Source organism: Leisingera sp. SA215 (assembly GCF_055902035.1).
Window position 1 is genome coordinate 413,033 of record NZ_JBVVXU010000001.1, and the last position, 25,773, is coordinate 438,805.

25 protein-coding genes and 1 tRNA gene are annotated in these 25,773 nt (G+C 58.9%); 14 read left to right on the top strand and 12 right to left on the bottom strand.

The genetic code is table 11. From position 1 onward, the window contains the following. Positions 1-203 precede the first annotated feature (203 nt). From AC0KW6_RS01960 to AC0KW6_RS01975, 4 genes are all read right to left on the bottom strand, one after another. Entirely contained in the window at positions 204-1,244 is a 1,041-nt protein-coding gene (locus tag AC0KW6_RS01960; RefSeq protein WP_323783293.1) for a sensor histidine kinase, read from the bottom strand. A 102-nt stretch (positions 1,245-1,346) separates the two neighbouring features. Continuing rightward, positions 1,347-1,868, bottom strand: a complete 522-nt coding sequence (locus tag AC0KW6_RS01965) for a gamma carbonic anhydrase family protein (RefSeq protein WP_323783290.1) — start codon at positions 1,866-1,868, stop codon at positions 1,347-1,349. Next, positions 1,865-2,506 (bottom strand): guanylate kinase, encoded by a 642-nt coding sequence (gene gmk / locus AC0KW6_RS01970; RefSeq protein ID WP_323783287.1) that lies wholly within the window; start codon positions 2,504-2,506, stop codon positions 1,865-1,867. Before gmk ends, AC0KW6_RS01965 begins: the two co-directional genes overlap by 4 nt. A 16-nt stretch (positions 2,507-2,522) precedes the next feature. Further along, complete coding sequence (locus tag AC0KW6_RS01975; RefSeq protein ID WP_323783284.1) at positions 2,523-3,419, bottom strand: YicC/YloC family endoribonuclease; 897 nt, start codon at positions 3,417-3,419, stop codon at positions 2,523-2,525. A gap of 239 nt (positions 3,420-3,658) precedes the next feature. Here AC0KW6_RS01975 and AC0KW6_RS01980 point away from each other — a divergent pair, with 239 nt between their 5' ends. Further along, entirely contained in the window at positions 3,659-4,489 is an 831-nt protein-coding gene (locus AC0KW6_RS01980; protein WP_323783280.1) for a PAS domain-containing protein, read from the top strand. Positions 4,490-4,656: 167 nt separating this feature from the next. Here AC0KW6_RS01980 and AC0KW6_RS01985 read toward each other — a convergent pair whose 3' ends face one another. Then, positions 4,657-6,030, bottom strand: coding sequence for a class II 3-deoxy-7-phosphoheptulonate synthase (locus AC0KW6_RS01985; RefSeq protein ID WP_474033939.1), 1,374 nt, complete (start codon positions 6,028-6,030; stop codon positions 4,657-4,659). A 181-nt stretch (positions 6,031-6,211) separates the two neighbouring features. On the opposite strand from AC0KW6_RS01985, the gene AC0KW6_RS01990 reads away from it, so the two are divergent. After that, the gene (locus tag AC0KW6_RS01990; RefSeq protein ID WP_323779455.1) at positions 6,212-7,216 is read left to right on the top strand and encodes a GlxA family transcriptional regulator; all 1,005 of its coding nucleotides are present in this window, start codon (positions 6,212-6,214) and stop codon (positions 7,214-7,216) included. Between the two features lie 21 nt (positions 7,217-7,237). Here the strand turns inward: AC0KW6_RS01990 and AC0KW6_RS01995 are convergent, their stop codons facing one another. After that, a complete protein-coding gene (locus AC0KW6_RS01995) occupies positions 7,238-8,299 on the bottom strand; it encodes a PQQ-dependent sugar dehydrogenase (protein WP_474034210.1) in 1,062 nt (353 codons plus the stop codon). 229 nt (positions 8,300-8,528) lie between these two features. On the opposite strand from AC0KW6_RS01995, the gene AC0KW6_RS02000 reads away from it, so the two are divergent. The 5 genes from AC0KW6_RS02000 to AC0KW6_RS02020 all read left to right on the top strand — a co-directional run bounded on the left by AC0KW6_RS02000 (position 8,529) and on the right by AC0KW6_RS02020 (position 13,699). After that, positions 8,529-9,722 (top strand): ABC transporter substrate-binding protein, encoded by a 1,194-nt coding sequence (locus AC0KW6_RS02000; protein ID WP_323779459.1) that lies wholly within the window; start codon positions 8,529-8,531, stop codon positions 9,720-9,722. A 98-nt stretch (positions 9,723-9,820) separates the two neighbouring features. Next, entirely contained in the window at positions 9,821-10,606 is a 786-nt protein-coding gene (locus AC0KW6_RS02005; RefSeq protein WP_323779461.1) for an ABC transporter ATP-binding protein, read from the top strand. A gap of 46 nt (positions 10,607-10,652) precedes the next feature. Continuing rightward, complete coding sequence (locus AC0KW6_RS02010; protein ID WP_323779463.1) at positions 10,653-11,366, top strand: ABC transporter ATP-binding protein; 714 nt, start codon at positions 10,653-10,655, stop codon at positions 11,364-11,366. Between the two features lie 3 nt (positions 11,367-11,369). Beyond that, positions 11,370-12,380, top strand: a complete 1,011-nt coding sequence (locus AC0KW6_RS02015; protein ID WP_474033940.1) for a branched-chain amino acid ABC transporter permease — start codon at positions 11,370-11,372, stop codon at positions 12,378-12,380. After that, positions 12,377-13,699: a branched-chain amino acid ABC transporter permease gene (locus tag AC0KW6_RS02020; RefSeq protein ID WP_323779467.1), complete on the top strand. Its 1,323-nt coding sequence runs from the start codon at positions 12,377-12,379 to the stop codon at positions 13,697-13,699. Before AC0KW6_RS02015 ends, AC0KW6_RS02020 begins: the two co-directional genes overlap by 4 nt. A gap of 108 nt (positions 13,700-13,807) precedes the next feature. On the opposite strand, the gene AC0KW6_RS02025 is transcribed toward AC0KW6_RS02020, so the two are convergent. After that, complete coding sequence (locus AC0KW6_RS02025) at positions 13,808-15,352, bottom strand: helicase HerA-like domain-containing protein (protein ID WP_474033941.1); 1,545 nt, start codon at positions 15,350-15,352, stop codon at positions 13,808-13,810. Between the two features lie 494 nt (positions 15,353-15,846). Between AC0KW6_RS02025 and AC0KW6_RS02030 the strand changes: the two genes are divergently transcribed. Further along, positions 15,847-16,485: an invasion associated locus B family protein gene (locus AC0KW6_RS02030; RefSeq protein ID WP_323779470.1), complete on the top strand. Its 639-nt coding sequence runs from the start codon at positions 15,847-15,849 to the stop codon at positions 16,483-16,485. Positions 16,486-16,555: 70 nt separating this feature from the next. On the opposite strand, the gene AC0KW6_RS02035 is transcribed toward AC0KW6_RS02030, so the two are convergent. Genes AC0KW6_RS02035 through AC0KW6_RS02050 form a run of 4 tightly spaced genes read right to left on the bottom strand, consistent with a single transcriptional unit; the run spans position 16,556 to position 20,820 of the window. Next, the gene (locus AC0KW6_RS02035) at positions 16,556-17,764 is read right to left on the bottom strand and encodes a beta-ketoacyl-[acyl-carrier-protein] synthase family protein (protein WP_474033942.1); all 1,209 of its coding nucleotides are present in this window, start codon (positions 17,762-17,764) and stop codon (positions 16,556-16,558) included. A gap of 8 nt (positions 17,765-17,772) precedes the next feature. Then, complete coding sequence (locus AC0KW6_RS02040) at positions 17,773-18,030, bottom strand: acyl carrier protein (RefSeq protein ID WP_024089920.1); 258 nt, start codon at positions 18,028-18,030, stop codon at positions 17,773-17,775. A 48-nt stretch (positions 18,031-18,078) separates the two neighbouring features. Then, positions 18,079-19,152 (bottom strand): UDP-3-O-(3-hydroxymyristoyl)glucosamine N-acyltransferase, encoded by a 1,074-nt coding sequence (gene lpxD, locus AC0KW6_RS02045; RefSeq protein ID WP_474033943.1) that lies wholly within the window; start codon positions 19,150-19,152, stop codon positions 18,079-18,081. Between the two features lie 39 nt (positions 19,153-19,191). Continuing rightward, complete coding sequence (locus AC0KW6_RS02050; protein ID WP_323779476.1) at positions 19,192-20,820, bottom strand: L,D-transpeptidase family protein; 1,629 nt, start codon at positions 20,818-20,820, stop codon at positions 19,192-19,194. Between the two features lie 348 nt (positions 20,821-21,168). On the opposite strand from AC0KW6_RS02050, the gene mepK reads away from it, so the two are divergent. The 3 genes from mepK to AC0KW6_RS02065 all read left to right on the top strand — a co-directional run bounded on the left by mepK (position 21,169) and on the right by AC0KW6_RS02065 (position 22,415). Then, positions 21,169-21,738 carry a peptidoglycan L,D-endopeptidase MepK gene (mepK, locus tag AC0KW6_RS02055; RefSeq protein WP_474033944.1) on the top strand — a complete coding sequence of 190 codons (570 nt, stop codon included), beginning with the start codon at positions 21,169-21,171 and terminating at the stop codon, positions 21,736-21,738. A gap of 167 nt (positions 21,739-21,905) precedes the next feature. Beyond that, positions 21,906-21,982, top strand: a tRNA-Arg gene (locus AC0KW6_RS02060). Between the two features lie 100 nt (positions 21,983-22,082). Then, positions 22,083-22,415 (top strand): PilZ domain-containing protein, encoded by a 333-nt coding sequence (locus AC0KW6_RS02065; RefSeq protein WP_323784185.1) that lies wholly within the window; start codon positions 22,083-22,085, stop codon positions 22,413-22,415. A 36-nt stretch (positions 22,416-22,451) separates the two neighbouring features. Here AC0KW6_RS02065 and AC0KW6_RS02070 read toward each other — a convergent pair whose 3' ends face one another. Further along, the gene (locus AC0KW6_RS02070) at positions 22,452-23,321 is read right to left on the bottom strand and encodes a LysR family transcriptional regulator (protein ID WP_474033945.1); all 870 of its coding nucleotides are present in this window, start codon (positions 23,319-23,321) and stop codon (positions 22,452-22,454) included. A gap of 98 nt (positions 23,322-23,419) precedes the next feature. Here AC0KW6_RS02070 and tmpA point away from each other — a divergent pair, with 98 nt between their 5' ends. The 3 genes from tmpA (at position 23,420) to AC0KW6_RS02085 (ending at position 25,674) form a co-directional block, all read left to right on the top strand. Further along, complete coding sequence (tmpA, locus tag AC0KW6_RS02075; RefSeq protein WP_323784189.1) at positions 23,420-24,553, top strand: 2-trimethylaminoethylphosphonate dioxygenase; 1,134 nt, start codon at positions 23,420-23,422, stop codon at positions 24,551-24,553. Positions 24,554-24,556: 3 nt separating this feature from the next. Next, positions 24,557-25,162, top strand: a complete 606-nt coding sequence (gene tmpB / locus AC0KW6_RS02080) for a (R)-1-hydroxy-2-trimethylaminoethylphosphonate oxygenase (protein WP_474033946.1) — start codon at positions 24,557-24,559, stop codon at positions 25,160-25,162. Between the two features lie 353 nt (positions 25,163-25,515). Next, the gene (locus tag AC0KW6_RS02085; RefSeq protein WP_323780623.1) at positions 25,516-25,674 is read left to right on the top strand and encodes a cupin domain-containing protein; all 159 of its coding nucleotides are present in this window, start codon (positions 25,516-25,518) and stop codon (positions 25,672-25,674) included. Positions 25,675-25,773 lie beyond the last annotated feature (99 nt).

Genomic DNA, 25,773 nt, shown 5'->3' on the forward strand with positions numbered 1-25,773 from the left:
TGTGTCTCCAAGAGTTTCAATGGTCGATCACCCCGTCGATGATCTTGCGCCCCCACTTAGAAGCCGCTGATGAGCCTTTTGTGACGTCCGTGTAACAGCTGCATGACAAACCGCGTTTCGTCAGTAAAAAGTGACGCGGAAAAGAGAACCACCGCCGGGTCGTTCGGCGGCAGCTTGGATAGCTTGCTAGCAGCTTGAGGAGCTTATTCCGGCAGGATGACTGTGAAAACGGACCCTTGCCCTAATTCGCTTTCTACCCGCAGCCGCCCGCGATGGCGGTTGATGATGTGTTTCACAATTGCCAGCCCCAGCCCGGTGCCGCCCATTTCGCGCGAGCGGTGGCTGTCGGCGCGATAGAAGCGCTCAGTCAGGCGCGGCAGGTGCACGGGATCGATTCCTGGACCGTTATCTATCACCTGGACCCGCGCGGCTGCTGCGCGCACGGCCGGGTCCCTTTCGGACCGGCTTAGCAGCACCCGAACCTCATCGCCGCCGTATTTCACGGCGTTTTCCACCAGGTTGGTGAAGACCTGTTGCAGCTGATCCGGATCACCAGTGACCATGATGCCGCCTTGCGGTGCCTCCAGGTTCATTGACACGCCGCGGGCCTCGGCAACCGGGACGAGGGTTTTCAGCGTCGAACCTAGGTGGGCACCCAGATCGACGCTCTGCTTTGGCCGCACCCGCTCTTCGCTTTCAACCCGGTTCAGGGAAAGGAGATCTCCGACCAGGCGGTTCATCCGGCTGGCCTCACCCTCCATAATCGCGAGAAACCGATCGCGGGCGGCGGTGTCGTCCTTGGCCGGGCCTCGCAGTGTTTCGATAAAGCCGATCAAGGCCGTCAGCGGGGTGCGCAACTCATGGCTGACATTGGCGACGAAATCGCGGCGCATCTGGCCGGCCTGCTCACGCTCGGTCACGTCGTCAAAGCAGACCAGTACCGCGCCGCCGCTGACCGCACCGATACCCGGCACATAGCGCAGCGTGACAGCAAAGGTGGTGTCCTGGGCGCCGTCATTGGCCAGGTGGCGGGCTGTTCGGGGCTTCCGGTCCCGAAGGCAGGCTTCAATCGCGGTTGCGACGCTGGGCTGGCGTAGAACAGTAGCGAAGTGACGCCCCTTCCCCTCCTGGCCGAGCAAGGGGGCAGCGGCGCTGTTCTCGGCGATGAGTCGTTCGGTCTGGTCCACCAGCACAGCAGGCATCGGGATCGCCGCCAGAAATCCGTCAATCAGATCAGTTGTCATCAGACCTCCGCGTAAATGTTTACGGCCTGCCTAGCGCCGCTGTGTAAAGCTGATATGGCGGACCCGCGCAACCAGCGCAAAAAACGGCAGACGCCGGCCCGCTTACAGCGGCTTCAGCCCGGCCCGGAAGCGGCGCATGTTGCTCTGATACAAGAGCGCGCTTTGGGTCAGTTTTTCAGCCAGCGCTGCATCCACCTCGCGCACCACCTTGCCGGGGCTGCCCATCACCAGAGAGTTGTCGGGAATTTCCTTGTTCTCAGTGATCAGGGCGCCGGCGCCGATCAGGCAATTCCTGCCGATCCTGGCGCCATTCAGAATGGTGGCGCCCATGCCGACCAGGGTGTTTTCACCGATAATGCAGCCATGCAGCATTGCCTTATGGCCGATGGTGCAGTTCCTGCCGATGGTCAGCGGGTAGCCAGCATCAATATGCATCACCACGTTTTCCTGCACGTTGGTCCCCTCGCAGATGCGGATTTCCTCGTGATCAGCGCGAATGGTGACACCGAACCAGACCGACGCGCCTGCCTCCATCACCACCTTGCCGATCAGGTTGGCATCCGGGGCGACCCAGGTGTCTTCATGAATCTGCGGCTGGTGATCGCCTAGTGCATACAACGTCATGACTGTTCCTCGAACTGGGTTTGCAGGGTGCGGACATGGTCCTGAAGCCGGGGCTGCTGAATACGGCGCATGCGCTCGGCTTCGACAATGGTCTTCAGGCGGGCTTCGGTCTCGTCCAGATCATCGTTGACCAGCACATAATCGTAATAGCCCCAGTGGCTGATCTCGTCCCAGCTTTTCTGCATCCGTTTGGAGATCACATCGTCACTGTCCTGCGCGCGGGTTTCCAAGCGTCGGCGAAGTTCAGGAATCGACGGCGGCAGAATGAATATCGACAGTGCGTGCTTGCCGAGGTCCGAGTTGCGGATCTGGATTTCGCCCTGCCAGTCGACGTCGAAAAGAACGTCCTGGCCTGCCTCGATGGTGTCCTTCACCGGCCCCGCAGGGGAACCGTAGAAGTTACCAAACACATGAGCATGCTCCAGCATGCCGCCTTCTGCCACCTTCTGGCGGAACTCGTCCTCGGAGATGAAGAAGTACTCGCGGCCGTGCTCCTCGCCCGGACGCGGGGCGCGAGTAGTGGCGGAGACCGAAAATTTCAGACCGGGATCCCAGGCCATGAGGCGGCGGGCCAAAGTGGATTTACCGGCGCCCGAAGGCGATGAGAGGATGATCAAAAGGCCGCGGCGGTCCGCCATCTGGGCTCTCCTTTTCTTATTCTATGTTCTGCACCTGCTCGCGCATCTGGTCGATCACGGTTTTCAGCTCAAGCCCGACCGCCGTCAAGGCGCTGTGCTGCGCTTTTGAACACAGCGTATTGGCCTCGCGGTTGAACTCCTGCATCAGAAAGTCCAGCTTGCGGCCCACCGCGCCGCCGTTGGCCAGAAGATCGCGGGCAGCGGTAACATGGGCGCCGAGACGGTCCAATTCTTCGGTGACATCTGCCTTGACCGCGATCAGGGCCAACTCCTGGGCCACGCGGTCCGGATCTGCGCCTTCGGCATTGTCCATAACCCGCGCCAGATTAGCCTTAAGCGTTTCACCCATTTTCAGTTTGCGCTCTTCGGCGCGTTTCCCGGCCTGGGCCGTCAGCGCGGCAACTTCCTCCAGCTGGCTGTTAAGGATTTGGGCAAGCGCAGCACCCTCGGCCTCGCGCATCTGCACGAATTCGGCCACGAGAGTTTCCAATTCCCTGCTCAGCCGCTTAACCAGCGGCGCCGGATCATCATCACCCGCGGACTGCTCCAGAACCCCTTTGAAGGTAAGAACTTCGGCGGCAGAGGCCGGGCGTATTTCCACCCTGTTCTGCTTGGCAATGGATTGTGTCTCAGCCAGCGACTTGATCACCGATTGCAGAATGGCAGCGTTGATCTGCATCTGCCCGGCGCCGTCTTCGCTGCGCGAAATCCGCAGGGTAAGCGAGACATTTCCGCGCGCAAGAGCTTTACCTAAGGTTGAACGAACATGAGTTTCAAGGCCTTCCAGCCAATCCGGCACCCGAAGACGCAGATCCAGGCCCTTGGCATTGACAGATCGGAGCTCCCAGCTCCAGCTGTGCTGGTCAGCGCTGCCTTGCTCCGAGGCAAAGGCGGTCATGCTGCGGATGGTCATGGGACTGGCTCTCTTGTCGCTGATGATTGGACAGCTCTACTGTCTCGAAAGTATAGGGTGCAAGTGCAATCGCATAACCGCGGGACGACCATCGTGTTAACCATTGCTTAAAGAAGTAGTCCAAATTTGAATTATATTGTGTCATCTTAACTTCAAGGTAACCAAACCGGCCCTAAGAGTTAACGCAGCCGCCGGTTGCCGCAACCAAAGGGAAGGCCGGGGTTGGAGGGGATGAAGAAATGATTTTTGGCAGCCGCAGCGGAACTGAAGTGACCACTGGTCAGGACAAGGTTGTTTCCATGAACCGCTTCCGCAAGGGCGGCTCGCCATCGCCACTGCGCCAAGCGGAAGCCTATTGGACCGCGCTGCGCCGCGGCGACGATGTGCCCAGCCGCTCGCAGATTGATCCGCGCGGGCTGGAGAACATCCTGAGCAATACATTCATTCTGGAACGGATCGCGCCTGGCATCGCCCGCTTCCGCCTCGCTGGAACGCTGGTGAATGAAATGGCAGGCATGGAGGTGCGCGGCATGCCGGTGACCGCGTTCTTTACCACCGGGGCCCGCAAACAGCTGAGCTCGGCGATGGAGCACATGTTCGAAACACCCGCCATTGTTGAACTGATGCTGCAAATCGAAGCGCCGCGCCAGCGCGCGCCGCGCGATGCCCGTATGCTGCTGCTGCCATTGCGCAGCGATCTGGGCGATATCAGCCGGGTCCTGGGGGTTTTGGTCGCAGATGATGGGGCCGCCGCCACCTCGCAGCGTTTCTCGATCTCGTCGATCGAAATGCGCACGGTCGGCAAAGCCGCTGGCGCTGCCGGGTTCAAAGCCAAACCGCGGGACGCAGTTGCCGACAAGCGCCAGGACGCAAACCAGCCTAATCCGGGTTTTGCGGAGACGCAGGCCCGGTTCAAACCCGAACGCTCAATCCTGGACGAGGCCAAGGCGCTGCTGGAACGCAGCCGCGCAGGGAAGCTTGGGGAACCGGCGGACACAGCCGCAGCGGCCCCGGATAACGGTAAGCGCAGGGCTGCTTCGCATCTGCGTCTGGTGATTAGCCGGGACTGACACGCGGGCGCCGCGATACGTCCGCGGCGCAAAAGTATCATCTTTTCAAGTCCAAGGTCATAGCACTTGAAGGGACTGCGCCCCGCGGGATAACCCCCGGGGCGCTTTTTTTGCATGTGCAGAGATCTGCAAGCCACGCGCCGTGACAGCGCGCGTCTGTTAGGGCCTCAGCCAGCCTGACGGGTGTTCTTCTGCGAGGCCCGCAAGGCAGACAGTTCCTCGGCCACCAGGAAGGCCAGTTCCAGCGATTGGCTGGCATTGAGGCGCGGATCGCAGGCGGTGTGGTAGCGGTCGCTCAGATCCTCATCAGTCACCGCCCGGACACCACCAGTGCATTCGGTCACATCCTGGCCGGTCATCTCGAAATGCACGCCGCCCGGGATAGTGCCTTCGGCATTATGTACGCCAAAGAAGTCGCGCACTTCGCGCAGAACGCTGTCGAAGGGGCGGGTCTTGTAACCGGTCGAGGATTTGATGGTGTTGCCATGCATCGGGTCGCAGACCCAGGTGACATTGGCGCCCTCGTCCTTCACGGCCTTGATCAGGCGAGGAAGATGCTCGCCGGCCTTGCCTGCACCGAAACGGGCGATCAGGGTCAGCTTGCCTTCTTCGTTCTCCGGGTTCAGGCGCGACATCAGAACCTTCAGGTCTTCAGCCGTGGTGGTCGGGCCGCATTTGAGACCGATCGGATTCAGCACGCCGCGGCAGAATTCCACATGGGCACCGTCAGGCTGGCGGGTGCGGTCTCCGATCCAGATCATGTGGCCGGAACCTGCCAGCCATTTTCCGGAGGTCGAATCAAGCCGGGTCAGCGCTTCTTCGTATTCAAGCAGAAGCCCTTCGTGGCTGGTGTAGAAATCAACGGTCGAAAATTCATGGGTGGTGTCGGCGGTGATGCCGGCGGCGGCCATAAAATCGATGGTGTCCTGAATACGGGTCGCAATCTCGCTGTATTTCTGGACTTCCTGCTCATCGGTAAAGCCCAGGGTCCAGGAATGCACCCGGCTCATATCGGCAAACCCGCCGGTAGAGAAAGCGCGCAACAGGTTCAGCGTTGCGGCGGCCTGGGTATAGGCCTGCAACATCTTTTGCGGGTTAGGAATGCGCGCAGCAGAGGTGAATTCCAGCTCATTGATGATGTCGCCGCGATAGCTGGGCAGTTCAACGCCATCAATGGTTTCAGTCGGTGCGCTGCGCGGCTTGGCAAACTGGCCCGCCATGCGGCCCACTTTTACGACCGGCACTTTGGCCCCGTAGGTCAGCACCATCGCCATCTGCAGCATCACCATGAAGGTGTCGCGGATCGCGTCCGCGCTGAACTGGTCAAAGCTCTCGGCGCAGTCGCCGCCTTGCAGCAGGAAGGCTTCACCGCGCCCTGCAGCACCAAGATTCTGTTTCAAGCGGCGCGCCTCGCCGGCAAAAACCAGCGGCGGAAATTTGGAAAGCTGAGCCTCGACAGCATTCAGCGCTGCCGCATCCGTATAGTCCGGCATCTGAACCCGCGGCTTATTGCGCCAGTCCGTTTTTTGCCATTCGCTCATGACTTTATCTCCGCATCAGAGGTCTTTAATTTGGGTTGGGTGCTCTATACAAAATCCGCACCGGGGTGGCCAGTTTAGAATTGCGCCCACTTGACCCCGGGTCCAAGCTGTGAACACGGTTTCCCGACCTGCCGCGGAGCCTGCTGCCGCGGCCCGACTTGTTTCTTGAAGGACCCTTGCAATGCAGACGCCACGCAAGCCTGCTGTTTCTGGAGTTGAGGCCGGCCAGCCGAAGAGGTTCGTCTTTGTGCTGCTCGATAAGTTCACCATGCTTTCCTACGCATCGGCCGTCGAATGCCTGCGGATTGCCAACCGGATGAATGGCGTGGACACTTATTCCTGGACCTTGATCGGTGAAGGCGGTGAAACAGTAACCTGTTCGGCCGGCACCACGTTCAATCTGGACGGTGATCTGACCGATCTGCACCGGGACGATGTGGTCATGCTGTGCTCCGGCATTGATGTGCAAGAATCCACCACCAAAAAGCTTTTGGCCTGGCTGCGCCGCGAAGCCCGTAAGGGGCTCACAATTGGCGGGCTTTGCACCGCCTCCTACACACTGGCCAAAGCGGGGCTCCTGGACGGCAAACGGGCGACCATTCACTGGGAAAACGCCGACAGCTTTGCCGAGGAATTCGATGAGGTTGACCTGACCAAATCGGTCTTTGTGATCGATGGCAACCGCCTGTCCACCGCCGGCGGCACCTCGTCCATCGATTTGATGCTCAAGCTGATCGCCAATGATCATGGCGAGGAGCTGGCCAATGCGGTGGCGGACCAGTTGATTTATTCTTCGATACGGACCGACCAGGACACGCAGCGGCTGTCGATCCCGACCCGCATCGGAGTGCGCCATCCGAAGCTGTCGATGGTGATCCAGATGATGGAAGCCAATATCGAAGAGCCGATCAGCCCGTCGGTTCTGGCGCAGGATGTCGGCATGTCCACCCGTCAGCTGGAGCGCCTGTTTCGCCGCTACCTGAACCGGTCGCCCAAGCGCTATTATATGGAGATCCGGCTGCAAAAGGCGCGCAACCTGCTGATGCAGACGGATATGAGCGTGATCAACGTGGCGCTGGCCTGCGGCTTTGCCTCACCGTCGCATTTTTCCAAATGCTACCGGGCGCATTACGACACCACCCCCTACCGCGAACGCGGCAGCAAGGCGGCAACGTACAAAGTGTGAGCCGCGCGGCCTGTCTTCCGGTCAGCGGGATAGTCTGAACACCGCGCCTTCGCTTTCCGAAGCAAACCAAATACTGCCGTCGGGCGCCTCCTGCACGTCACGGATGCGCCCGGTTGCACCGCTGCGAATCTGCTCAACTTCCTTCAGCGGCCGCTCTGAAAGGCGGGAGATATAGTCGAATTTCAGCGAGCCCACAAAGATATCTCCGCGCCACTCGGGCCACATCCGGCCGGAATAAACCATCATGCCAGACGGCGCGATGGAGGGATCCCAGTACCATTCCGGCTGCTCCATTCCGGATTTCGTGGTGCCTTCTCCGATTTTGCCACCCGAGTAATGACGCCCGTAGGAAATCACCGGCCAGCCGTAATTGGCCCCCTCGCGGACCCTGTTCACCTCATCGCCGCCTTTGGCACCGTGTTCAGCGACCCATAGATTGCCTTGAAGATCCAGCGCCATACCTTGCGGATTGCGGTGTCCGTAAGACCAGATCTCCGGCTGTGCGCCTTCCGCGCCCGCAAAGGGATTGCCGGCGGGTACCGAACCGTCGCGGTTGATCCGCACCACCGATCCCTGGTGGAGCCGCAAGTTCTGTGCACTTCGCCGGTCGCCGCGTTCGCCCAGCGAAATGAACAGGCTTCCGTCCCTTGCTTCCACCACACGGGAGCCGAAATGCCGCCCGCCCGAGGCACCGGGCACAGCTTCGAACAAAACCCGAAGACTGTTCAGGCGCATGTTGTCCGGTTTCAACCGCGCAACAGCCAAGGCGGTGCCGGCGCCGCGCCCCTGACGTTTGGCGAAGGTTAGAAAGATCTCTTGGCTTTGCGCAAAATCCCTTGGCACCATCACATCCAACAGGCCGCCCTGCCCTTCGGCGGCCACGCGAGGTGTTCCTTCAACACGTTGCTTGCGTCCCGCACTGACATGAAACAACTGCCCATCCCGTTCTGTCACCAGCAGGCTGCCGTCCGGCAGGAAATCAAATGCCCAAGGCACATCAAAGCCATCGGCCATCAGCGTTACAACAAGGTTTCCCTGGCTGGTCGGGAGTTTTTCTGCATAAGACGCAGTGTAAACAACCATCAGCACGGCGGCTGTCAAAAGGCGTGCATACTTCAGCATTGAGGTCTTTTCCTTCTTTTGATTCCCCTGTAAATCCGCGCCCGCTCTGCATCCGGGGATGCATATGGAGGTGCAGCATAAACCAAGCGGCCCAGGGAAAACTGTTCCGGTTCAATAAGACTTTTCTTTTTGAACCGGCTTGCCTAGGGTCCGATGTGAACATTTTTGTTCCAACAATGGGAGTTTTCAAATGAAGAAACTGCTGATGGCCACCGCGGCCGCTGCGCTGACGGCTGGCACTGCATTTGCCGGCGGCCATGCCAAGGAAGTCAAGCTCGGCATCCTGTTCGGTTTCACCGGCCCGATTGAATCGCTGACGCCGGCAATGGCCAGCGGCGCAGAATTGGCGATGGAGGAAGTCACCAAGTCCGGCAAACTGCTGGACAGCGCGACCGTCAGCTCTGTTCGCGCTGACAACGGCTGCGTCGACAACGGCCTGGCTGTTGCCAACGCCGAGAAAATCATCTCTGAAGGCGTCAACGGCATTGTCGGCGGCGACTGCTCCGGCGTGACAGGCGCAGTTCTGCAAAACGTGGCCATTCCGAACGGCATGGTAATGATTTCTCCTTCCGCCAGTTCTCCCGGCCTGACCACGATGGAAGACAATGGCCTGTTCTTCCGCACCACCCCTTCGGACGCGCGCCAGGGTGAAATCATGGCTGAGGTGCTGAAAGAGCGCGGCGTGTCGTCGATTGCCCTGACATACACCAACAACGACTACGGCAAAGGTCTTGCCGACTCGATCCAGGCTGCGTTCGAGGCGGCAGGCGGCGAAGTCACCATCGTTGCCGCTCACGAAGACGGCAAGGGCGACTATTCGGCTGAAGTTGGTGCGCTGGCCTCTGCAGGCGGCGATGTTCTGGTCGTTGCCGGCTATCTCGACCAAGGCGGTTTGGGCATCATCCAAGGCTCGCTGGACAGCGGAGCGTTTGACATGTTTGGCCTGCCCGACGGCATGATCGGGGATTCCCTGCCGAAAAACATCGGCCCGGACCTGGATGGGTCTTTCGGTCAAATCGCAGGTTCGGACAGCGAAGGCTCCAAGATTTTTGCTGAAATGGCCAAGGAAGCAGGCTTTGACGGCACTTCGGCTTATGCACCTGAGTCCTACGATGCGGCGGCCTTGTTCCTGCTGGCAATGCAGGCTGCCAATTCAACCGCACCTGCAGACTACATGGGCAAGGTTCTGGAAATTGCCAACGCACCGGGCGAACCCATCAATCCGGGTGAGCTGGGCAAGGCACTGGAAATTCTCGCTGCCGGCGGTGAGGTCGACTATCAGGGCGCAACCGGCGTTGAGTTGATCGGCCCAGGTGAAAGCGCAGGTTCTTACCGCGAAGTCGAAGTCAAAGGCGGCAAGATCGAAACCGTCAAATTCCGCTGATAAGCAACTGAAAACACACAGCGAAAGATCAGCCCGGGTTCCGCCCGGGCTGTTCCAAATTAAAAGCGCCGCAAAATCGCGGCAGGGGATGAAATGTCATGATCGTCGTCGAGGACTTGCATAAGCACTTCGGCGGGTTCCACGCGGTGGACGGCGCTTCGCTGGAAATCGCTAAGGGGTCCATAACCGGTTTGATCGGCCCGAACGGGGCCGGCAAAACCACTTTATTCAATGTAATCGCGGGTGTTCTGCCGCCGACCTCCGGCCGTGTCACTATGGATGGAGAAGATATCACCGGTCTGCCCCCGCACGAGCTGTTCCACAAGGGGCTGCTACGCACCTTCCAAATCGCGCATGAGTTCTCTTCGATGACGTGCCGGGAAAACCTGATGATGGTGCCCGGCAACCAGTCGGGCGAAACCCTGTGGAACACATGGTTCGGCCGCAAGCGGATCGCCGGCGAGGAACGGGCGCTGCGGGCCAAGGCCGATGAGGTGCTGGAATTTCTCACCATCAGCCATATCGCCGATCTGAAGGCGGGCGAAATTTCGGGCGGCCAGAAAAAGCTGCTGGAACTGGGCCGCACCATGATGGTGGATGCCAAGATCGTTTTCCTGGACGAGGTTGGCGCCGGCGTGAACCGCACCCTGCTTTACACCATTGCCGACGCCATCAAGCGCCTGAATGAAGAGCGCGGTTATACCTTTGTGGTGATTGAGCATGACATGGAATTCATCGATCGCCTGTGCGACCCGGTGATCTGCATGGCTGAGGGCAAAAAACTGGCCGAGGGCACCTTGGACGAGATCAAGGCGAATGAACAGGTGATCGAGGCCTATCTGGGCACCGGCCTGAAGAACAAAGACAAGCTGGCCAAGGCTTGATGCCTTTGGCCGCGTTGCCCCCTGCATAGGGGAACGGAGCATATGAATGTCTGAACCATTTTTGATTGGCGACTGTATGACAGGCGGATACGGCAAGGGGCCGGATATCCTGCATGACTGCACGATCGCCGTGAACCCCGGCGAGATCGCCGTAATTGTTGGCCCGAACGGGGCCGGGAAATCCACCGCCATGAAGGCGGTGTTCGGGATGCTGAACGTGCACTCGGGCACGGTGCGGCTGGGCGGCGAGGATATCACCGCGCTGTCACCGCAGGACCGGGTGGTCAAGGGGATGGGGTTTGTGCCCCAGACCAGCAACATCTTCACCTCGATGACGGTGGAGGAAAACCTGGAGATGGGGGCGTTTATCCGAACGGATGATTTTTCCGGGACAATCGAGCAGATCTATAGCCTGTTCCCGATCCTTAAGGAAAAGCGCAACCAACCGGCTGGAGAGCTGTCCGGCGGCCAGCGCCAGCAAGTGGCGGTGGGCCGGGCGCTGATGACCAAACCGAAGGTTCTGATGCTGGACGAACCCACAGCGGGCGTTTCCCCCATTGTGATGGATGAGCTGTTCGACCGCATCATCGAGGTCGCCCGCACCGGGCTGCCGATCCTGATGGTGGAGCAGAACGCCAAGCAAGCGCTTGAGATTGCGGACAAAGGCTATGTTCTGGTGCAGGGGCGCAATGCCTATACCGGCACCGGCAAGGAACTGCTGGCCGATCCCGAAGTGCGCAAATCTTTCTTGGGGGGCTGATAGATGGATCTTCTGAACGCCCTTGTGGCGCTTACCAATTTTGTTGTTGTTCCCGGGTTAGCCTATGGCAGCCAACTGGCGCTTGGGGCGCTGGGGGTGACATTGATCTACGGGATCCTGCGGTTCTCGAACTTTGCCCATGGCGACACCATGGCGTTCGGCGCGATGGTCACAATCCTGGTCACCTGGATGTTCCAGTCTATGGGGATCAGCTTTGGCGTGCTGCCGACCGCGCTGCTTGCCCTGCCCTTTGGTATCCTCGGCACCATCGGCCTCGTGCTGCTGACCGACCGGACCGTCTATAAGTTCTATCGCCAGCAAAAGGCAAAACCGGTGATCTTTGTGATGGTCTCGCTCGGCGTGATGTTCATGTTGAACGGCATCGTCCGTTTCATTATCGGCCCCGGCGACCAGCGGTTTGCGGATGGCGAACGCTTCATCATCACGGCGCGCACCTTTAAACAGATGACCGGTCTGGACGAGGGCCTGGCGGTCAAGACCACCCAGGGCATCACCGTGATCACCGCGATCATCGTGGTCGCGGCGCTGTTCTGGTTCCTGAACAAAACCCGAACCGGCAAGTCCATGCGCGCCTATTCGGATAACGAGGATCTGGCGCTTTTGTCCGGTATCAACCCCGAACGGGTGGTGATGTACACCTGGATGATCGTGGCGGCGCTGGCGACCGTTGCAGGCGTTCTCTATGGCCTCGACAAATCGTTCAAGCCCTTCACATATTTCCAGCTGCTGCTGCCGATCTTTGCCTCGGCCATCGTGGGCGGGCTTGGCAATCCGCTGGGCGCGATCGCGGGCGGTTTCATCATCGCTTTCTCCGAAGTGACGATCACCTATGCCTGGAAAAAGGTTCTGACCTACGGGCTGCCTGACAGCCTGTCACCAGACGGGCTGGTTCAGCTTCTTAGCACCGATTACAAGTTCGCGGTCTCTTTTGCGATCCTGATTGTCGTCCTCCTGTTCAAGCCCACCGGCCTTTTCAAAGGGAAAGCGGTATGACCGAGACCATGAAACATACCCTCCTCTTCGTCTTTGTCGGCGTGATGATCATGCTGGAAGGCATGACGGACTTCTTGTTCTTTTCCGGCTCCTGGAACTCGGCGCTGGTAATCCTGAACATGGGGCTAATCTCAGCCATCATGGCCATCGGGGTGAACATCCAATGGGGCTTTGCAGGGCTGTTCAACGTCGGCATCATGGGCTTTACCGCGCTTGGCGGGCTGGCAGTGGTGCTGACGTCAACCCCCGTGATCCCCGCAGCCTGGTCTTCGGGCGGCGTCAGTATCGTAATCGCGCTGGTCATGGGCGCGATGACTGTGGCTGCCGGGGTGATGATCACCAAATTCATGGCCCCCGGAAAATTGCGGATGCTGGTGCTGGCCGGTATCATGATTGTTGGTTTCTTTGTTTATCGTGCGATTTTTGATCCGGCGGTGGGTTCGGTGGAAGCCATCAACCCCGCGCTGCAGGGCAACATCGGCGGGTTGGGTTTGCCGGTACTGCTGTCCTGGCCTGCAGGCGGCCTGCTGGCGGCTGGCGCTGCCTGGCTAATCGGCAAAACAGCTTTGGGCCTGCGGTCCGACTATCTGGCGATTGCCACACTGGGCATTGCCGAGATCATCATTGCCGTGCTCAAGAACGAGGATTGGCTGTCGCGCGGTGTCAAAAACGTCGTCGGCCTGCCTCGTCCGCTGCCTTATGAGGTGGATCTGCAAAACGATCCTGGATTTGTGGAAAGCGCTGCAGGACTTGGCCTCGATCCGGTTCTGGCCTCGACCATCTACGTCAAGGCAGGATATGCGCTGATGTTCACCGTGGTGCTTTTGGCTTTGTTGTGGATGGCACAGATGGCCCTCAAAAGCCCCTGGGGCCGGATGATGCGCGCGATCCGCGACAATGAAACCGCAGCTGAGGCGATGGGTAAGGATGTCACCCGCCGCCATTTGCAGATTTTTGTGCTAGGATCTGCCATTTGCGGCATTGCCGGTGCAATGATGACGACGCTCGATAGTCAGTTGACGCCTGGAACGTATAATCCGCTGCGCTTCACTTTCCTGATTTGGGTGATGGTGATTGTCGGCGGTTCCGGTAACAACTTCGGCGCAGTACTGGGCGGCATGCTGATCTGGTTCTTCTGGATCAAGGTGGAGCCGATGGGCATCCTTCTGATGGAAGTTGTCACCTCTGGAATGGCCGAAGGCAGCGCTCTGAAGGCGCATCTGGTAGAGAGCGCCTCGCACATGCGGCTGTTCACGATGGGCCTGATACTGCTGCTTGTTCTCAGGTTCAGCCCGCGCGGTTTGATTCCAGAAAAATGAAACAAGCGCCGCCCGGCAGATACGGGCGGCGCTCTTTGCTTCTTTCTGGTGGAGAATACTCCCGCCGGAGGCATGGGTTTGGCGACAGCCGAACCCGTTTTCGTTTGTTCAGCGCCCTTTGAAAAGGCTGCCGAGAATGCCGCGGACAATCCGGCGCCCGGTCGTGCCCTTCAGTTCCTTGATCACCGCTTCCGACATTGCCGAGGTGAAGCTGTCCTTCTTGCGGGCGACCTTGGCAGAAGACCGGCTGACCCGGGAACCGGAATACCGGCGGGCCGCGTTGAATTCCCGCGTCATCGGCTGGGGAGCTTCTTCTGCCGCAACCTCGGATGCTTCCGCTTCCTGCGCTGCCGCCGCCGCGCGCTGTGCCAGGATTTCATAAGCTGACCGCCGGTCCAGCGGTTGATCGTATTTTCCCGCCATGTCCGACGCTTTCAGCATGGCCGTCCGCTCCTGCACTGCAACCGGTCCGAGCTGGGTACTTGGCGGGCGGATCATCGTGCGTTCCACTACGCCCGGAACCCCCTTTTTCTGCAGCATTGAGGTGACGGCTTCCCCCACGCCAACCTCGCGAATGGCCTCCCCGGTGGAAAAACGCGGGTTTTCGCGATAGGTTTCCGCCGCCAGTTTCAGGTTCCTGCGGTCCTTGGCAGTAAAGGCGCGCAGTGCGTGCTGGATGCGGTTGCCAAGCTGGCCGAGGATATCCTCCGGCACATCGGCAGGGTTCTGGGTGATGAAATAGATCCCCACTCCTTTGGACCGGATCAGCCGCGCCACCTGTTCAACCTTGTCGATCAGCGCCTTCGGAGCGTCCTCGAACAGCAGATGCGCCTCGTCAAAGAAAAAAACCAACCGCGGCTTCTCAGGGTCTCCGACCTCGGGAAGTTCCTCGAACAGTTCGCTCAGCAGCCACAAAAGGAAAGTGGAATAAAGCCCCGGTGCGGCCATCAGCTTGTCCGCGGCCAGAATATTGATCATGCCTTTACCAGCCGCGTCACAGCGCATCAGGTCGCTTAGCGCCAGCGCCGGCTCCCCGAACAACCGGTCTCCGCCCTGGTTCTCCAGCACAAGAAGCCGCCGCTGAATGGCCCCGATCGAAGCGGACGAGACATTGCCGTACCGCAGTGACAGATGCGACCGGTTTTCACCGATCCAGACCAGCAATGCCTGCAAGTCCTTCAAATCCAACAGCGGCAGCGCTTCCTCATCCGCAAGCCGGAAAGCGATGTTCAGTATGCCTTCCTGGGCTTCGCTCAACTCAAGCAGGCGGGACAGCAGCAACGGCCCCATTTCCGCAACCGTCGTGCGCACGGGATGGCCCTGTGCCCCATAAAGGTCCCAAAAGGTCACCGGGCAAGCGTGATAAATGTAGTCCGCAAAGCCGATTTTTTCCGCCCGGCTGGTGAAGGCGCCATGCAGTTTGTGGTCTGCCGAGCCCGATTTGGCCAGGCCGGACAGATCTCCCTTTACATCCGCCAGAATCACCGGCACGCCTGCGTTTGAAAATCCTTCAGCCAGGATTTGCAACGTTACCGTCTTACCGGTGCCGGTTGCGCCGGCAATCAGCCCGTGCCGATTGGCATACCTCAATGCCAGCCCCTGCGGCACACCGTAATCCTCACCGCCGCCACCTAGAAAAATGCTGTCTGCCATGCCTGTCCCCTGCCTTTCCTTGTCCCTGTGGATAACAATACAACCTTAACTTTTCAGTGCGATAGTCAATCTTGCCCGCCCCTGCGAATGCGGTTGCCGTGGCGGACATTTCCTCCCTGTCAGACTGGCCGTGCCTTGTGCACGGCCTTCTTTTACCTGGAAACTGCCGGGAATTCGGGCATTCAACACCGCAAAGCTCCCGCAAACCCAGTGATGTCCAACAAATACGAGCTGCATTACATTTTTTTGAACTTGCATGTTGACCGATGGACGGCCCTTTCGTAACGTCCTACGCAATAACTAAGTCGGCCAGTCCGACGGGGAGACACAACACGAAAAAGGGGGCCATCGGGTTCCCTTTTTTGTGCGGATACAGTGACTTCCGGGCTTGAAACATTTTGAGCGGAATCCCCCTGATCACTTGTTATCGGCCTGACACCACCTGGCCGGCGTGTTAGACGAAAATCCAGCGTCTTTAGAAAAATGAGGCATTCATGTTGAAGTCCCTGACCCCGATCACGCTTGCCGCAGTGCTGGCCATGAGCGCCCCGCTGGCGGCGCAAGAAACAGCCGCGGAAGAGACCGCGGGGGCGGAATCTGCTGAGCAGACAGAGCAAACGGAATCCACCGCAGATCAGCTGCTGGACCTGGGCGAACCGGTCGCCGACGGCCCCCGGGCTGGCGACCGCTACTCCAAGGAAAAACACGGTGACTGGGACCTGGCCTGCATCAAAACCGAAAGCGGCACCGATCCCTGCTCGCTGCTGCAGGTGCTGGCAGGCCCGCAAGGCAACCCGATAGCCGAAGTATCGTTGTTCCGTATCGATCAGCAGGGCGGCCAAGCCGTTGCCGGGGCCACCGTCATTGTGCCGCTGGAAACCCTGCTGCCTGCCGCGCTGACAATCTCGATCGATGGTGCGCCGGCCAAACGCTACAACTATTCCTTTTGCAATCCGCTGGGCTGCGTGGCGCAGATCGGCTTGACCCAGGGCGATATCGACGCCTTCCGGAAAGGCAAGGAAGCTGTCCTGTCGCTGCGCCCGGCGCCGGCACCGGATCAGATAGTGGAGATGAAACTGTCTCTGAGCGGCTTCACCGCCGGCTTTGACGTAGTGGATGTGGTCAAGCAATAAGCCGCGATTTCAGTCAGGAGATAGAAAACGCCGCGCTCCATTTGGGCCGCGGCGTTTTGAATGTCGGGGGTCAGATCCTGCGAAGCGCCAGCACCGCATTGAGCCCGCCAAAGGCAAAAGCGTTGGACAGCGCCACGTCAACTTTGGCTTCCCGGGCCTCGTTCGGCACCACATCCAGCGCACATTCCGGGTCGGGTTCTTCATAGCCGATCGTTGGCGCAATCACCCCGTCGCGCAGCGCCATGATGCAGGCCAGAAGCTCCACCGCGCCGGTGCCGCCAATCAGATGGCCATGCATGGATTTGGTGGAGGAGATCATCAGTCTGTCCGCATGCGGACCGAACACATCTGCCACGGCCGCGCATTCGGTCTTGTCATTGGCCGCTGTGCCGGTGCCGTGGGCATTGATATATCCAACATCCGAAGCATCCGCGCGCGCATCCTGCAGCGCGCCGGAAATCGCTCTGGCGGCCCCCTGCTTGCTGGGCATCACGATGTCGGCAGCGTCCGAGGACATGGCAAAGCCAATCACTTCGCACAGAATTTCAGCACCGCGCGCCCTGGCATGCTCATATTCCTCGAACACGAAAATACCTGCGCCCTCGCCCTGCACCATGCCATTCCGGTTGGCACTGAACGGACGGCAGGCGTCCTTGGACATCACCCTCAGACCTTCCCAGGCCTTGACCCCGCCAAAGCACAGCATGGATTCAGAGCCGCCGGTAATCATCACCGGACTCATGCCTGAACGCACCATCTGGAACGCTTGCGCCATTGCATGGTTGGAAGAGGCGCAGGCCGTGGACACAGTGAAACTGGGCCCCTTGAGGTTAAACTGCATTGACACATGACCGGCTGCCGCATTGTTCATCAGCTTGGGCACAACAAAGGGATGCACCCGGTTCTTGCCGTCCTCGTAAACGCTGCGGTAGTTCTCATCCAGCGTCTGCATGCCGCCGCCGGAATTGCCCAGAACCACGCCGGCCTTGGCCGACAGATCGCCGTGGAACTCCAGACCTGATTGCTCAATCGCTTCTTTGGCAGCAGTAAGAGTGAACTGAGTGAACCGGTCATAAAGGCTTATCTGCTGCCGGTTGAACCGTCCCTCAGCCTCGAACCCGCGGACCTGGCCACCGATGCGGATCGCCAACCGGTCCACATCGCGGAACTGCAGCTCTCCGATGCCGCAGCGGCCTTCGCGCATGGCCTCCATAGTAGCGGCGACGGAATGGCCAAGGGCATTGATGGTTCCAGCCCCGGTGATGACGACGCGTTTCATCGATTATATCACGCTTTTTCCAAGATCAGCTTGTCGATGCCTGCAACGATTGCCGCGACATTGGAAATGTTGAAATCACTGTTTTCGGGTTCGTTAGCGTTGAAGGGAATAGAAACATCAAACTCTTCTTCAATGGCAAAGATGCTTTCAACCAGGCCCAGGCTGTCGATGCCCAGATCCTCCAACGTGCTGTCAAGGGTCACATCCGACGGCTCAAGAACCGCCTGTTCAGCAATAATTGCAATGACCTTGTCCTGCGTGCTCATTTAGAAACCCCCGACGTTTTAGCTTAGGCTGATGTAGTTATTCCGCCGTTACTTGAAAACAGCCTTTTTTAACAATTCGATGTCACGCATCAAACGCGGCAGGCGGCGCTGTGCTTTGTACATCTCAGTATGAGTTTCCATTTTGACGCTGGGATAGCCCATGATGACCCGGCCGGCCGGGACGTTGGATAGGATCTTGGTGCCGCCGCCGGCGATCACCCCGTCACCGATGAAAATATTGTCGACCACGCCGCATTGGCCGCCCAGCACCACGTTGTTGCCAATATCGACCGAGCCGGAGATACCTGTCTGGCCGCAGAGCAGGCAGTCATTGCCGACCCGCGTGTTGTGCCCGACATGCACAAGGTTATCGAGTTTGCTGCCGCTGCCGATCACCGTGTCACGTATAGTGCCGTTGTCCAGCGTGCAGTTAGAGCCGATTTCCACGTCATCGCCAATGGTGACAGCGCCTAAAGAGTGGATACGGACCCAGGCCTGTGCCTTGGCTTCACCCTGATCACCCAATGTCTTACGGGCGTTTTCAGCGCCTGAGACCTCAGGTGTGACGTAGGAAAATCCGTCGCCACCCACCCGGGCACCGGGCTGGGCACGAAAGCGCTTGCCGATGATTGCACGGGCTCCGACCGAAACCATTTCGCGCAGAATGGCATCCTCGCCAATGACGACATCCGTTCCGATGTAACAGTGCGGACCGATGATCGAACGGGCACCGATTTTTGCACCTGCACCGATGACAGCCAGCGGGCCCACGGTCACGTCTTCGCCAAGGACAGCCGCGGGATCGATGACGGCCGAGGGGTGGATGCCAGGAGGGATGCCCTGCCCGCGGTCCAGCATTGCAGTAACGCCGGACAAGGTCATTCGCGGCCGCGGAGCAAAGATGACGGCCTTCAACCCAAAAGACTGCCAATCCGCCCCCTCCCACAGCACCGCGGCCTGCGCATTGCCTGTTTGCAGGCCTTCGGCATATTTCGGGGCCATGGCCATGGCGATCTGACCCGTATGGGCATCCTGCGGTTCCGCCGCGCCTGCAATTTGCAGATCCAGGTCGCCCTGGGCCTCGGCTCCCAGAGACTCAGCGATCTGGCGGATTGTGAACATGTCAGGCCCTTTCAGAATAATCCTGTGTGGGCCTTGTATTTACCCCTGAACGCCGGGCAGCACCACCCCCGCCCGCTCCAGCGCCGCCCAAACCTTGGCGTCGCGGCCATAGACATCGCGGCGAAACTCAGCGCGGCCTTTACGCGTTACAACCGCCGTTCGGTAGATGATATGAACAGGCACTTTTTGCTCCAACGCTACTTTGGTTTCCTTGCCACTGCTCAAGATGCGGTGGAAGAAATCCTTGGGGTTTTCGCTCTGCTTTGCCAACAGCGCATAAGCAAATTCAAACGGTTGCGCCAGACGGATACAGCCGTGCGAGAAAGCCCGTACTTCTCGGGCAAACAGACTCTTCTGCGGGGTGTCGTGCAAATAGATGTTGTATTTGTTCGGGAACATGAACTTGACCAGCCCCAACGCATTGCGGCTGCTCGGAGGCTGGCGCATGGAAAACGGGAAGTTCCGTGCCGTATACTGGGAAAAATCAGCGGACCCGCGGTTCACAACCCGGCCACGCCGGTCGGTGATTTGGATATGGCCGACTGCATTGGGGTTGCTCTGCAGCTTGGGCAAATACTCCTTTGTGATGATCGAGCGCGGCACGTACCAGCTAGGATTGATCACCATATGCTCCATCTCGTCTGAGAACTCGGGGCTGCGGCGGTCATGCGTGTTCTTGCCGATCACAGATCGCGTTTCGAAGGTCACATCACCGTTGTCAACGATCTTGGCAGTGAAATCAGTCTGGTTGACCAGAATGTGCCGTTCGCCGCGGTCGGGTTGAAGCCAGCGCTCGCGCTCCATCGCGACAATGATGGATTTCAAGCGGTTGGAAACGGGTTTGTTTACCTCGGTGATTGTACCGGCACCCGCCACGCCGTCAGTCTCTAAACCATGATCGGATTGGAAGCTTTGCACAGCCTTTTCCAGTGCCGCGTCATAGCTACGTGCAGCACTCCGCTGCAGATAACCCATCGCCATCAGCCGGTTCCGCAGGGCAATAACAGCGGGACCCTGATCGCCGGGTTCCAGCTTCTTGGCATTGACAGCCGGCCCCCAGCCACCGGCCGCAAGGATCTGCTCCAGCCGCAGTTTTTCGCGCATCAAGCCACGGTATTGAGGTGACACCGGTACCAAGCTGCGCATATAGGCGTAAGGCTGTTGATCCCGGATGCCGGCCAAAAAGCTGGAACCGTCAACCGTGTGTTTCTTGCGCACCATGCCACCGTCGATCCGCGACGGCACCAGCAGGCCGGTTTGCAGGTCTGTCGCATAATCCACCAGTGCCTGGCTCAGCGCGGCCTCGATGGAACCGATGTCCCGCGTGGTGCGGACGCCGCGCATCTGCTGCATCAGCGCGCTGACTTCAGCAGAGCGGTCCGGCAGCCCGTGGGCGCTGGTTTCGTTCAAGGCTGCCAACAGAGCGTTCCGGCGCTGGCGCGACGCCTCATCTCCACCAGTCCAAATCGCCTGATATCCGTTATCACGGTAGAATCTGGCCACAGGATCGCTGCCGGAGGCCGCTTCAGCGACCGCTTGGCGGAAAGCCGCCGAGATTTCAGCCTGCGCTGAACTGGCAACAGTCCCGGCGGTCAGGCCGCCCAATGCCAGGGCAAACAGCCCCGCTTTGATCCCCGGCATAAAGTTTCCTGCGGATGCGCGCGTCATAATATCCGGTCCTTGAGCCGATTTTTTCCAATCTTAGCGGTGCCTACCTGAAATTCTGGTAAATGCCAGCCGGTGTTGTCCATTCACAAATGCGAAAAGTTAACATTGATGCACCGATGCCGCGTCTAAGAAGCCCTGCAACTACAGTCTTGGGGAAAAGTTCCCTGGCCCTCCCCTTTTGCGCAAGAAATTGCCGAAAAAGGGGCGTTCCGTTATAGCGCGGCAAAGAAATGTTGGAACCTGAATCACGCTGTGCCATACATGCCGCACGTTAACTAAGACCGTTGGCGAGCCCGTAACATCGGGCGATTAGGCAGGACTAGAATCGTACGGGACGGCGCAGTGAAAATGGCGAAAACCACGGGCACGGGTATCTCCCGGCGTTCTCTTTTGGGTGTGTTTGCTGCAACCGCAGTGGCAGCAGCCCCGACTTTTTCCAACGCAGCAGGCTTTCTACGCGGCGGCGGCGATATCCGCAGGATCCGCATGTACTCTGGCCGCACTGGTGAACGCTTGGACATGGTTTATTGGATTGATGGCCAATACATCAAAGATGCAGTGAAGGAAGTCAATCACTTCATGCGCGATTGGCGGACTGATCAAGTCAAGGATATGGACCTGCGCACCATAGATATCATGGCCGCTTCGCACAATCTGCTGGATGTGAACGAACCGTATATGCTGTTGTCCGGCTACCGCAGCCCGAAAACCAATGCAATGCTGCGCAGCCGCTCACGCGGGGTCGCCAAGAACTCCCTGCATATGCGCGGCCAAGCCGCCGATCTGCGGCTGGCCTCGCGGTCGGTATCGCAAATGGCTAAGGCTGCCGAGGCCTGTCATGCCGGCGGTGTCGGTAAATACCAGCGTTCGAATTTCGTGCATATGGATTGCGGCGTGGTTCGCACTTGGCGCGGCTGACCACCGTTTCTTTACGAGAATGCAAGCCTGCACATCCTGGTGCGGGCTTTTTTGTTTCAATACGCACGCTAATCTGGGGTGTCTGCAGCTGAGCTCATGAAATTGTAAACAGCCGTTTTTTCCCGTTGCAGAGGCAGCGATGCACGGTTATACCCCGCTTCAACGACGCACCTGTAGCTCAGCTGGATAGAGCGCTGCCCTCCGAAGGCAGAGGCCAGAGGTTCGAATCCTCTCAGGTGCGCCATTTCCCACATATCGCGCAGGCTTCTTGCCGACAGTTCATACTTTCGTAACCCTTTTCGCCTACCAATACCTGATGGGCGGTAATTTCAGGGTGCGACTGCATGGCAACTTCCAGTCCTTACGCGAAGAACCCAATTCCGACGGCGCCCCGTCTCAGCCGGAACCTGCCGTGTGTGATCAACCTTTCTGATACGCAGGTCGAAGCAGTCCTCTACAACATCAGCTACCAGGGGTTTGCAGTCTCCCTCCCCGAGGGTCAGAGCACATTTGAGCTCGCACAGATACAAACCGTGACGATTTCCGGAATCGGCGAATTTGCCGTAGAGGCGCGCTGGCGTAAAAATGGCAACATCGGCTTCGCCTTTTTGAGTAAGCGTGGGGCCCGTCCCCTGCTTGATGCCTACTTTGCCATCAGCGGCGAGTACCCGGTTTGAAGAGAGTAACCTGCCGCCTCAATGGCAGCAAGTTTCTCAGTGCCGCAAGGCGGCGGTCAATGCCGCCAGTACTTCACTTTGCCTCTTGGATTTTCCCAAACTTGGCGGCCAGGTCAGCCAATAACCGTCTATCGTCTGCAGTTCCGGTGCCGGGGCACATTCCAATTGCCCGGATCGCAGCAGATCTGCGGCCAACGCCTTAGACCCCAGTACAACACCCATGCCAAGCCGGGCGGCAAGGAGTGCATGCGCCATAGAATCAACGGAAACCGGACCGGTTTCCGGTTCAGCCTCCCCCGTTACCCGGGCCCATTCCGTCCAGCCCGGCCGCTCACCGCGCAATTCTATCACTGGCAGCTGGCGCCACTCTTCAGCCCGCCCTTGCGCAGTCATCGGCTGAAGCACCTCATTGGCCAGGAGAACCTCCTCCCGCCGTCCCCAGCCCCCGCGGCCATAACGGAGATGTAAGGCGCTGTCGACGGCGTTGTAATCCAGTCGTTTTGGCACCGTTTCGATGACCAGATGAAGTTCCGGCCAGGCCTTTGAAAACGCTTCAAGCCGTGGAAGCAGTAGCATTTCCAGATGCGATGGAAGGCCCGCAATGCGCAGTTCGCGGACAGTTTGGCCAAACAGGTTCTCGGTGCCTTGCTCCAGAGATCGCAGGGAATCGTGCACCAGCGGCAGGTAACTTTCCCCTTCCACAGTCAGAGAAACTCCACGCGCTGAGCGAAGAAACAGTTGCCTGCCCAGCCAGTTTTCCAGGTTGCGGATCCGTTGGCTGACCGCGGCCTGTGTGGCACCGAACTCTTCTGCCGCAGCTGTGAAACTGCCAAGCCGTCCAGCTGCTTCAAACACCTTCAGCCAGTCAAGCGGCGGTAAGCCCTGTTTGATTGCCTTCTTAGCCATAAGAAAACCTAACTCTAACACCTTAATATCCGTCGTTCTCTTGATGGCTCAGCCTCTGTATCAACGCAAGGAAGAACCAAGCCAACCGGAGAGATCCCATGCCCCGTTCCGTAACCGTTGACACTTCCGGCAGTTTTCTGACCCTGACTTTTGAGGACGGCCAAGAGAGCCGCTTCCACGCGATATGGCTGCGCGATAATGCTCTGGATCCCGAAACCCGCGCACCGGGCAACGGCCAGCGCCTGATCACTATCGGCGGCATACCCGCGGACACCAGGATCAGCACCGCATTGGTGGAAAGCGACACCCTGACAGTGACCTTCGCACCCGAAGGCAAGACCGTGACTTTCCCTGCAGTTTGGTTGAAGTCACACGCTTACGACGTTGAAAAAGAAACTGGATTTGGCCGCCTGGCGCCGGGCGTTGAAACCTGGTGCAGCAGCCAGCCCGCCCCAACCTTCGATTGGAACACCCTACAGACGGATCCGGAAGTCAAACGTGACTGGCTGGACACCATCGTCCGGTTCGGCTTTGCCAAGCTGGCGAACGGCCCGGTAGCCGAAGGCGCGGTGATTGAATGCGCAGCAATGTTCGGCTTTGTCCGCGAGACCAACTACGGCAAGTATTTCGAAGTCCGCACTGAGGTGAACCCGACCAACCTGGCCTTTACCGGCCTGGGCCTGCAAGCCCATACCGACAACCCCTACCGCGACCCGGTGCCGTCCCTTCAGATCCTTTACTGCTTAGAGAACTCGGCTGAAGGCGGTGACAGCATTGTGGTAGACGGTTTCCGCGCCGCTGAACGCCTGCGCGACGAAAACCCCGAAGCCTTTGCCTTGCTGGCCGGATACCCGGCGCGGTTCGAGTACAAGAGCTCTGATGGCGTGCATCTTCGCTCGCGCCGCCCGATGATTGAATTGTCGCCTGACGGCGAAATGATCGGTGTGCGGTTCAACAACCGGTCTTCGGCCCCGTTTGTGGATGTTCCGTTTGAAATGATGGAGGCCTATTACACCGCCTACCGCCGGCTGGGTGAACTCATAGACGATCCGGACATGGGCGTTTCCTTCAAGCTGGAACCGGGTGAAAGCTTTATCGTAGACAACACCCGGGTGATGCACGCACGCCTCGGCTACTCCGGTTCCGGCTCGCGCTGGCTGCAGGGATGCTACGCCGACAAGGATGGGCTTCTGTCGACCTTGAACGTTCTGAACGCCCGGTTGGAGGGCTGAACAATGAGCAAGCCGGATTTCAGCACGCTGACCCAGGACAACATTGCCGCCTTCATTGGCGATATCTTTGACCGCCGCGGTGATGAGGAATACCTTGGTGAAACTGTCACCATGACCGAGCATATGCTGCAGGGTGCCACCATCGCGGAAGCCAACGGTCAGCCGGAAGAGATCATCGTGGGGGCGCTTCTCCACGATATCGGCCATTTCACAAGCGAGTTCGGAACATTCTCCATGGATGACACCAAAGACCGATTTCACGAGGAGGCCGGCGCCAAGGTGCTGGAACAGTTCTTCCCGTCTGTGATCACCGACTGTGTACGTTACCACGTGGCGGCAAAACGCTATCTTTGCGCCACCAAACCTGAATATTTAAACCGTCTATCAGCGGCTTCCATTCACTCCTTGAACCTGCAGGGCGGACCAATGAGGGCGGAAGAGATAGCGGAACTGGAAAAGAACCCGAACCTCAAGCAGATCATTGCTGTCAGGTATCTGGATGACGCCGGCAAACGTGCTGATATGGAAACGCCCGATTACTGGCACTTTGCGCCTATGGTCCAACGGATGGTCGACAAACACATGGCCGCAGGAGGTTCCGCATTATGAGCCCGCCTGAGTACATTTTGAGGCAAGTTCCCCCACTGCCTTGGCATGTGGTGCTGTTGGTCCGGGCGACCAAGGATTGCGTCGAAGGCTATGGCTGCCTGGTAGAGAATCCGGACACCTTTGAAATCGACAACATTCAATAGCCCACCCAGGGCTGACGTCCGATTGACGAGGGCACCGGAGATAAAGGCGGCTGAGTAGAGGGCACCTTCCGCTGCAAATGGCGCGGCGATGTACTTTACGGCGAGAACGTAGCGGTCAACGGCAAAAATGTGCCGGGCTGGCCGGCTGACCCGCAGCAGGCGCAGCTGAAACGTACCAGCGCGCCGCGGAACCAAGTGCTGCTGTAGCACATGACCTATCATCCGGGCGACGGGCAAATGTTCTTTCCGCTGGACAAGATTGTCGCCTTTTGCCGCGACGGGGCCAAGGGGCTCTATATCCATTCGAATATCTGGCACGAGGGAATCTTACCTGCCGAGGACAACCAGCGTTTCCGCGACCGCCAGTGAGGGAATTGGGGATCTGGGCAAGGAGTTTGGCATCTACCTGCGCTGCCCGCTGCGCACGGAGAAGATCCAAGGCTGGCTTATTGCCCCTGAACATAAAAC

Bases quoted from the DNA above. Each gene is read 5' to 3' on its own strand.
- AC0KW6_RS01960 (WP_323783293.1), bottom strand. From the start codon at position 1,244: ATGACAACTGATCTGATTGACGGATTTCTGGCGGCGATCCCGATGCCT.
- AC0KW6_RS01965 (WP_323783290.1), bottom strand. From the start codon at position 1,868: ATGACGTTGTATGCACTAGGCGATCACCAGCCGCAGATTCATGAAGAC.
- gmk (WP_323783287.1), bottom strand. From the start codon at position 2,506: ATGGCGGACCGCCGCGGCCTTTTGATCATCCTCTCATCGCCTTCGGGC.
- AC0KW6_RS01975 (WP_323783284.1), bottom strand. From the start codon at position 3,419: ATGACCATCCGCAGCATGACCGCCTTTGCCTCGGAGCAAGGCAGCGCT.
- AC0KW6_RS01980 (WP_323783280.1), top strand. From the start codon at position 3,659: ATGATTTTTGGCAGCCGCAGCGGAACTGAAGTGACCACTGGTCAGGAC.
- AC0KW6_RS01985 (WP_474033939.1), bottom strand. From the start codon at position 6,030: ATGAGCGAATGGCAAAAAACGGACTGGCGCAATAAGCCGCGGGTTCAG.
- AC0KW6_RS01990 (WP_323779455.1), top strand. From the start codon at position 6,212: ATGCAGACGCCACGCAAGCCTGCTGTTTCTGGAGTTGAGGCCGGCCAG.
- AC0KW6_RS01995 (WP_474034210.1), bottom strand. From the start codon at position 8,299: ATGGTTGTTTACACTGCGTCTTATGCAGAAAAACTCCCGACCAGCCAG.
- AC0KW6_RS02000 (WP_323779459.1), top strand. From the start codon at position 8,529: ATGAAGAAACTGCTGATGGCCACCGCGGCCGCTGCGCTGACGGCTGGC.
- AC0KW6_RS02005 (WP_323779461.1), top strand. From the start codon at position 9,821: ATGATCGTCGTCGAGGACTTGCATAAGCACTTCGGCGGGTTCCACGCG.
- AC0KW6_RS02010 (WP_323779463.1), top strand. From the start codon at position 10,653: ATGTCTGAACCATTTTTGATTGGCGACTGTATGACAGGCGGATACGGC.
- AC0KW6_RS02015 (WP_474033940.1), top strand. From the start codon at position 11,370: ATGGATCTTCTGAACGCCCTTGTGGCGCTTACCAATTTTGTTGTTGTT.
- AC0KW6_RS02020 (WP_323779467.1), top strand. From the start codon at position 12,377: ATGACCGAGACCATGAAACATACCCTCCTCTTCGTCTTTGTCGGCGTG.
- AC0KW6_RS02025 (WP_474033941.1), bottom strand. From the start codon at position 15,352: ATGGCAGACAGCATTTTTCTAGGTGGCGGCGGTGAGGATTACGGTGTG.
- AC0KW6_RS02030 (WP_323779470.1), top strand. From the start codon at position 15,847: ATGTTGAAGTCCCTGACCCCGATCACGCTTGCCGCAGTGCTGGCCATG.
- AC0KW6_RS02035 (WP_474033942.1), bottom strand. From the start codon at position 17,764: ATGAAACGCGTCGTCATCACCGGGGCTGGAACCATCAATGCCCTTGGC.
- AC0KW6_RS02040 (WP_024089920.1), bottom strand. From the start codon at position 18,030: ATGAGCACGCAGGACAAGGTCATTGCAATTATTGCTGAACAGGCGGTT.
- lpxD (WP_474033943.1), bottom strand. From the start codon at position 19,152: ATGTTCACAATCCGCCAGATCGCTGAGTCTCTGGGAGCCGAGGCCCAG.
- AC0KW6_RS02050 (WP_323779476.1), bottom strand. From the start codon at position 20,820: ATGACGCGCGCATCCGCAGGAAACTTTATGCCGGGGATCAAAGCGGGG.
- mepK (WP_474033944.1), top strand. From the start codon at position 21,169: ATGGCGAAAACCACGGGCACGGGTATCTCCCGGCGTTCTCTTTTGGGT.
- AC0KW6_RS02065 (WP_323784185.1), top strand. From the start codon at position 22,083: ATGGCAACTTCCAGTCCTTACGCGAAGAACCCAATTCCGACGGCGCCC.
- AC0KW6_RS02070 (WP_474033945.1), bottom strand. From the start codon at position 23,321: ATGGCTAAGAAGGCAATCAAACAGGGCTTACCGCCGCTTGACTGGCTG.
- tmpA (WP_323784189.1), top strand. From the start codon at position 23,420: ATGCCCCGTTCCGTAACCGTTGACACTTCCGGCAGTTTTCTGACCCTG.
- tmpB (WP_474033946.1), top strand. From the start codon at position 24,557: ATGAGCAAGCCGGATTTCAGCACGCTGACCCAGGACAACATTGCCGCC.
- AC0KW6_RS02085 (WP_323780623.1), top strand. From the start codon at position 25,516: ATGACCTATCATCCGGGCGACGGGCAAATGTTCTTTCCGCTGGACAAG.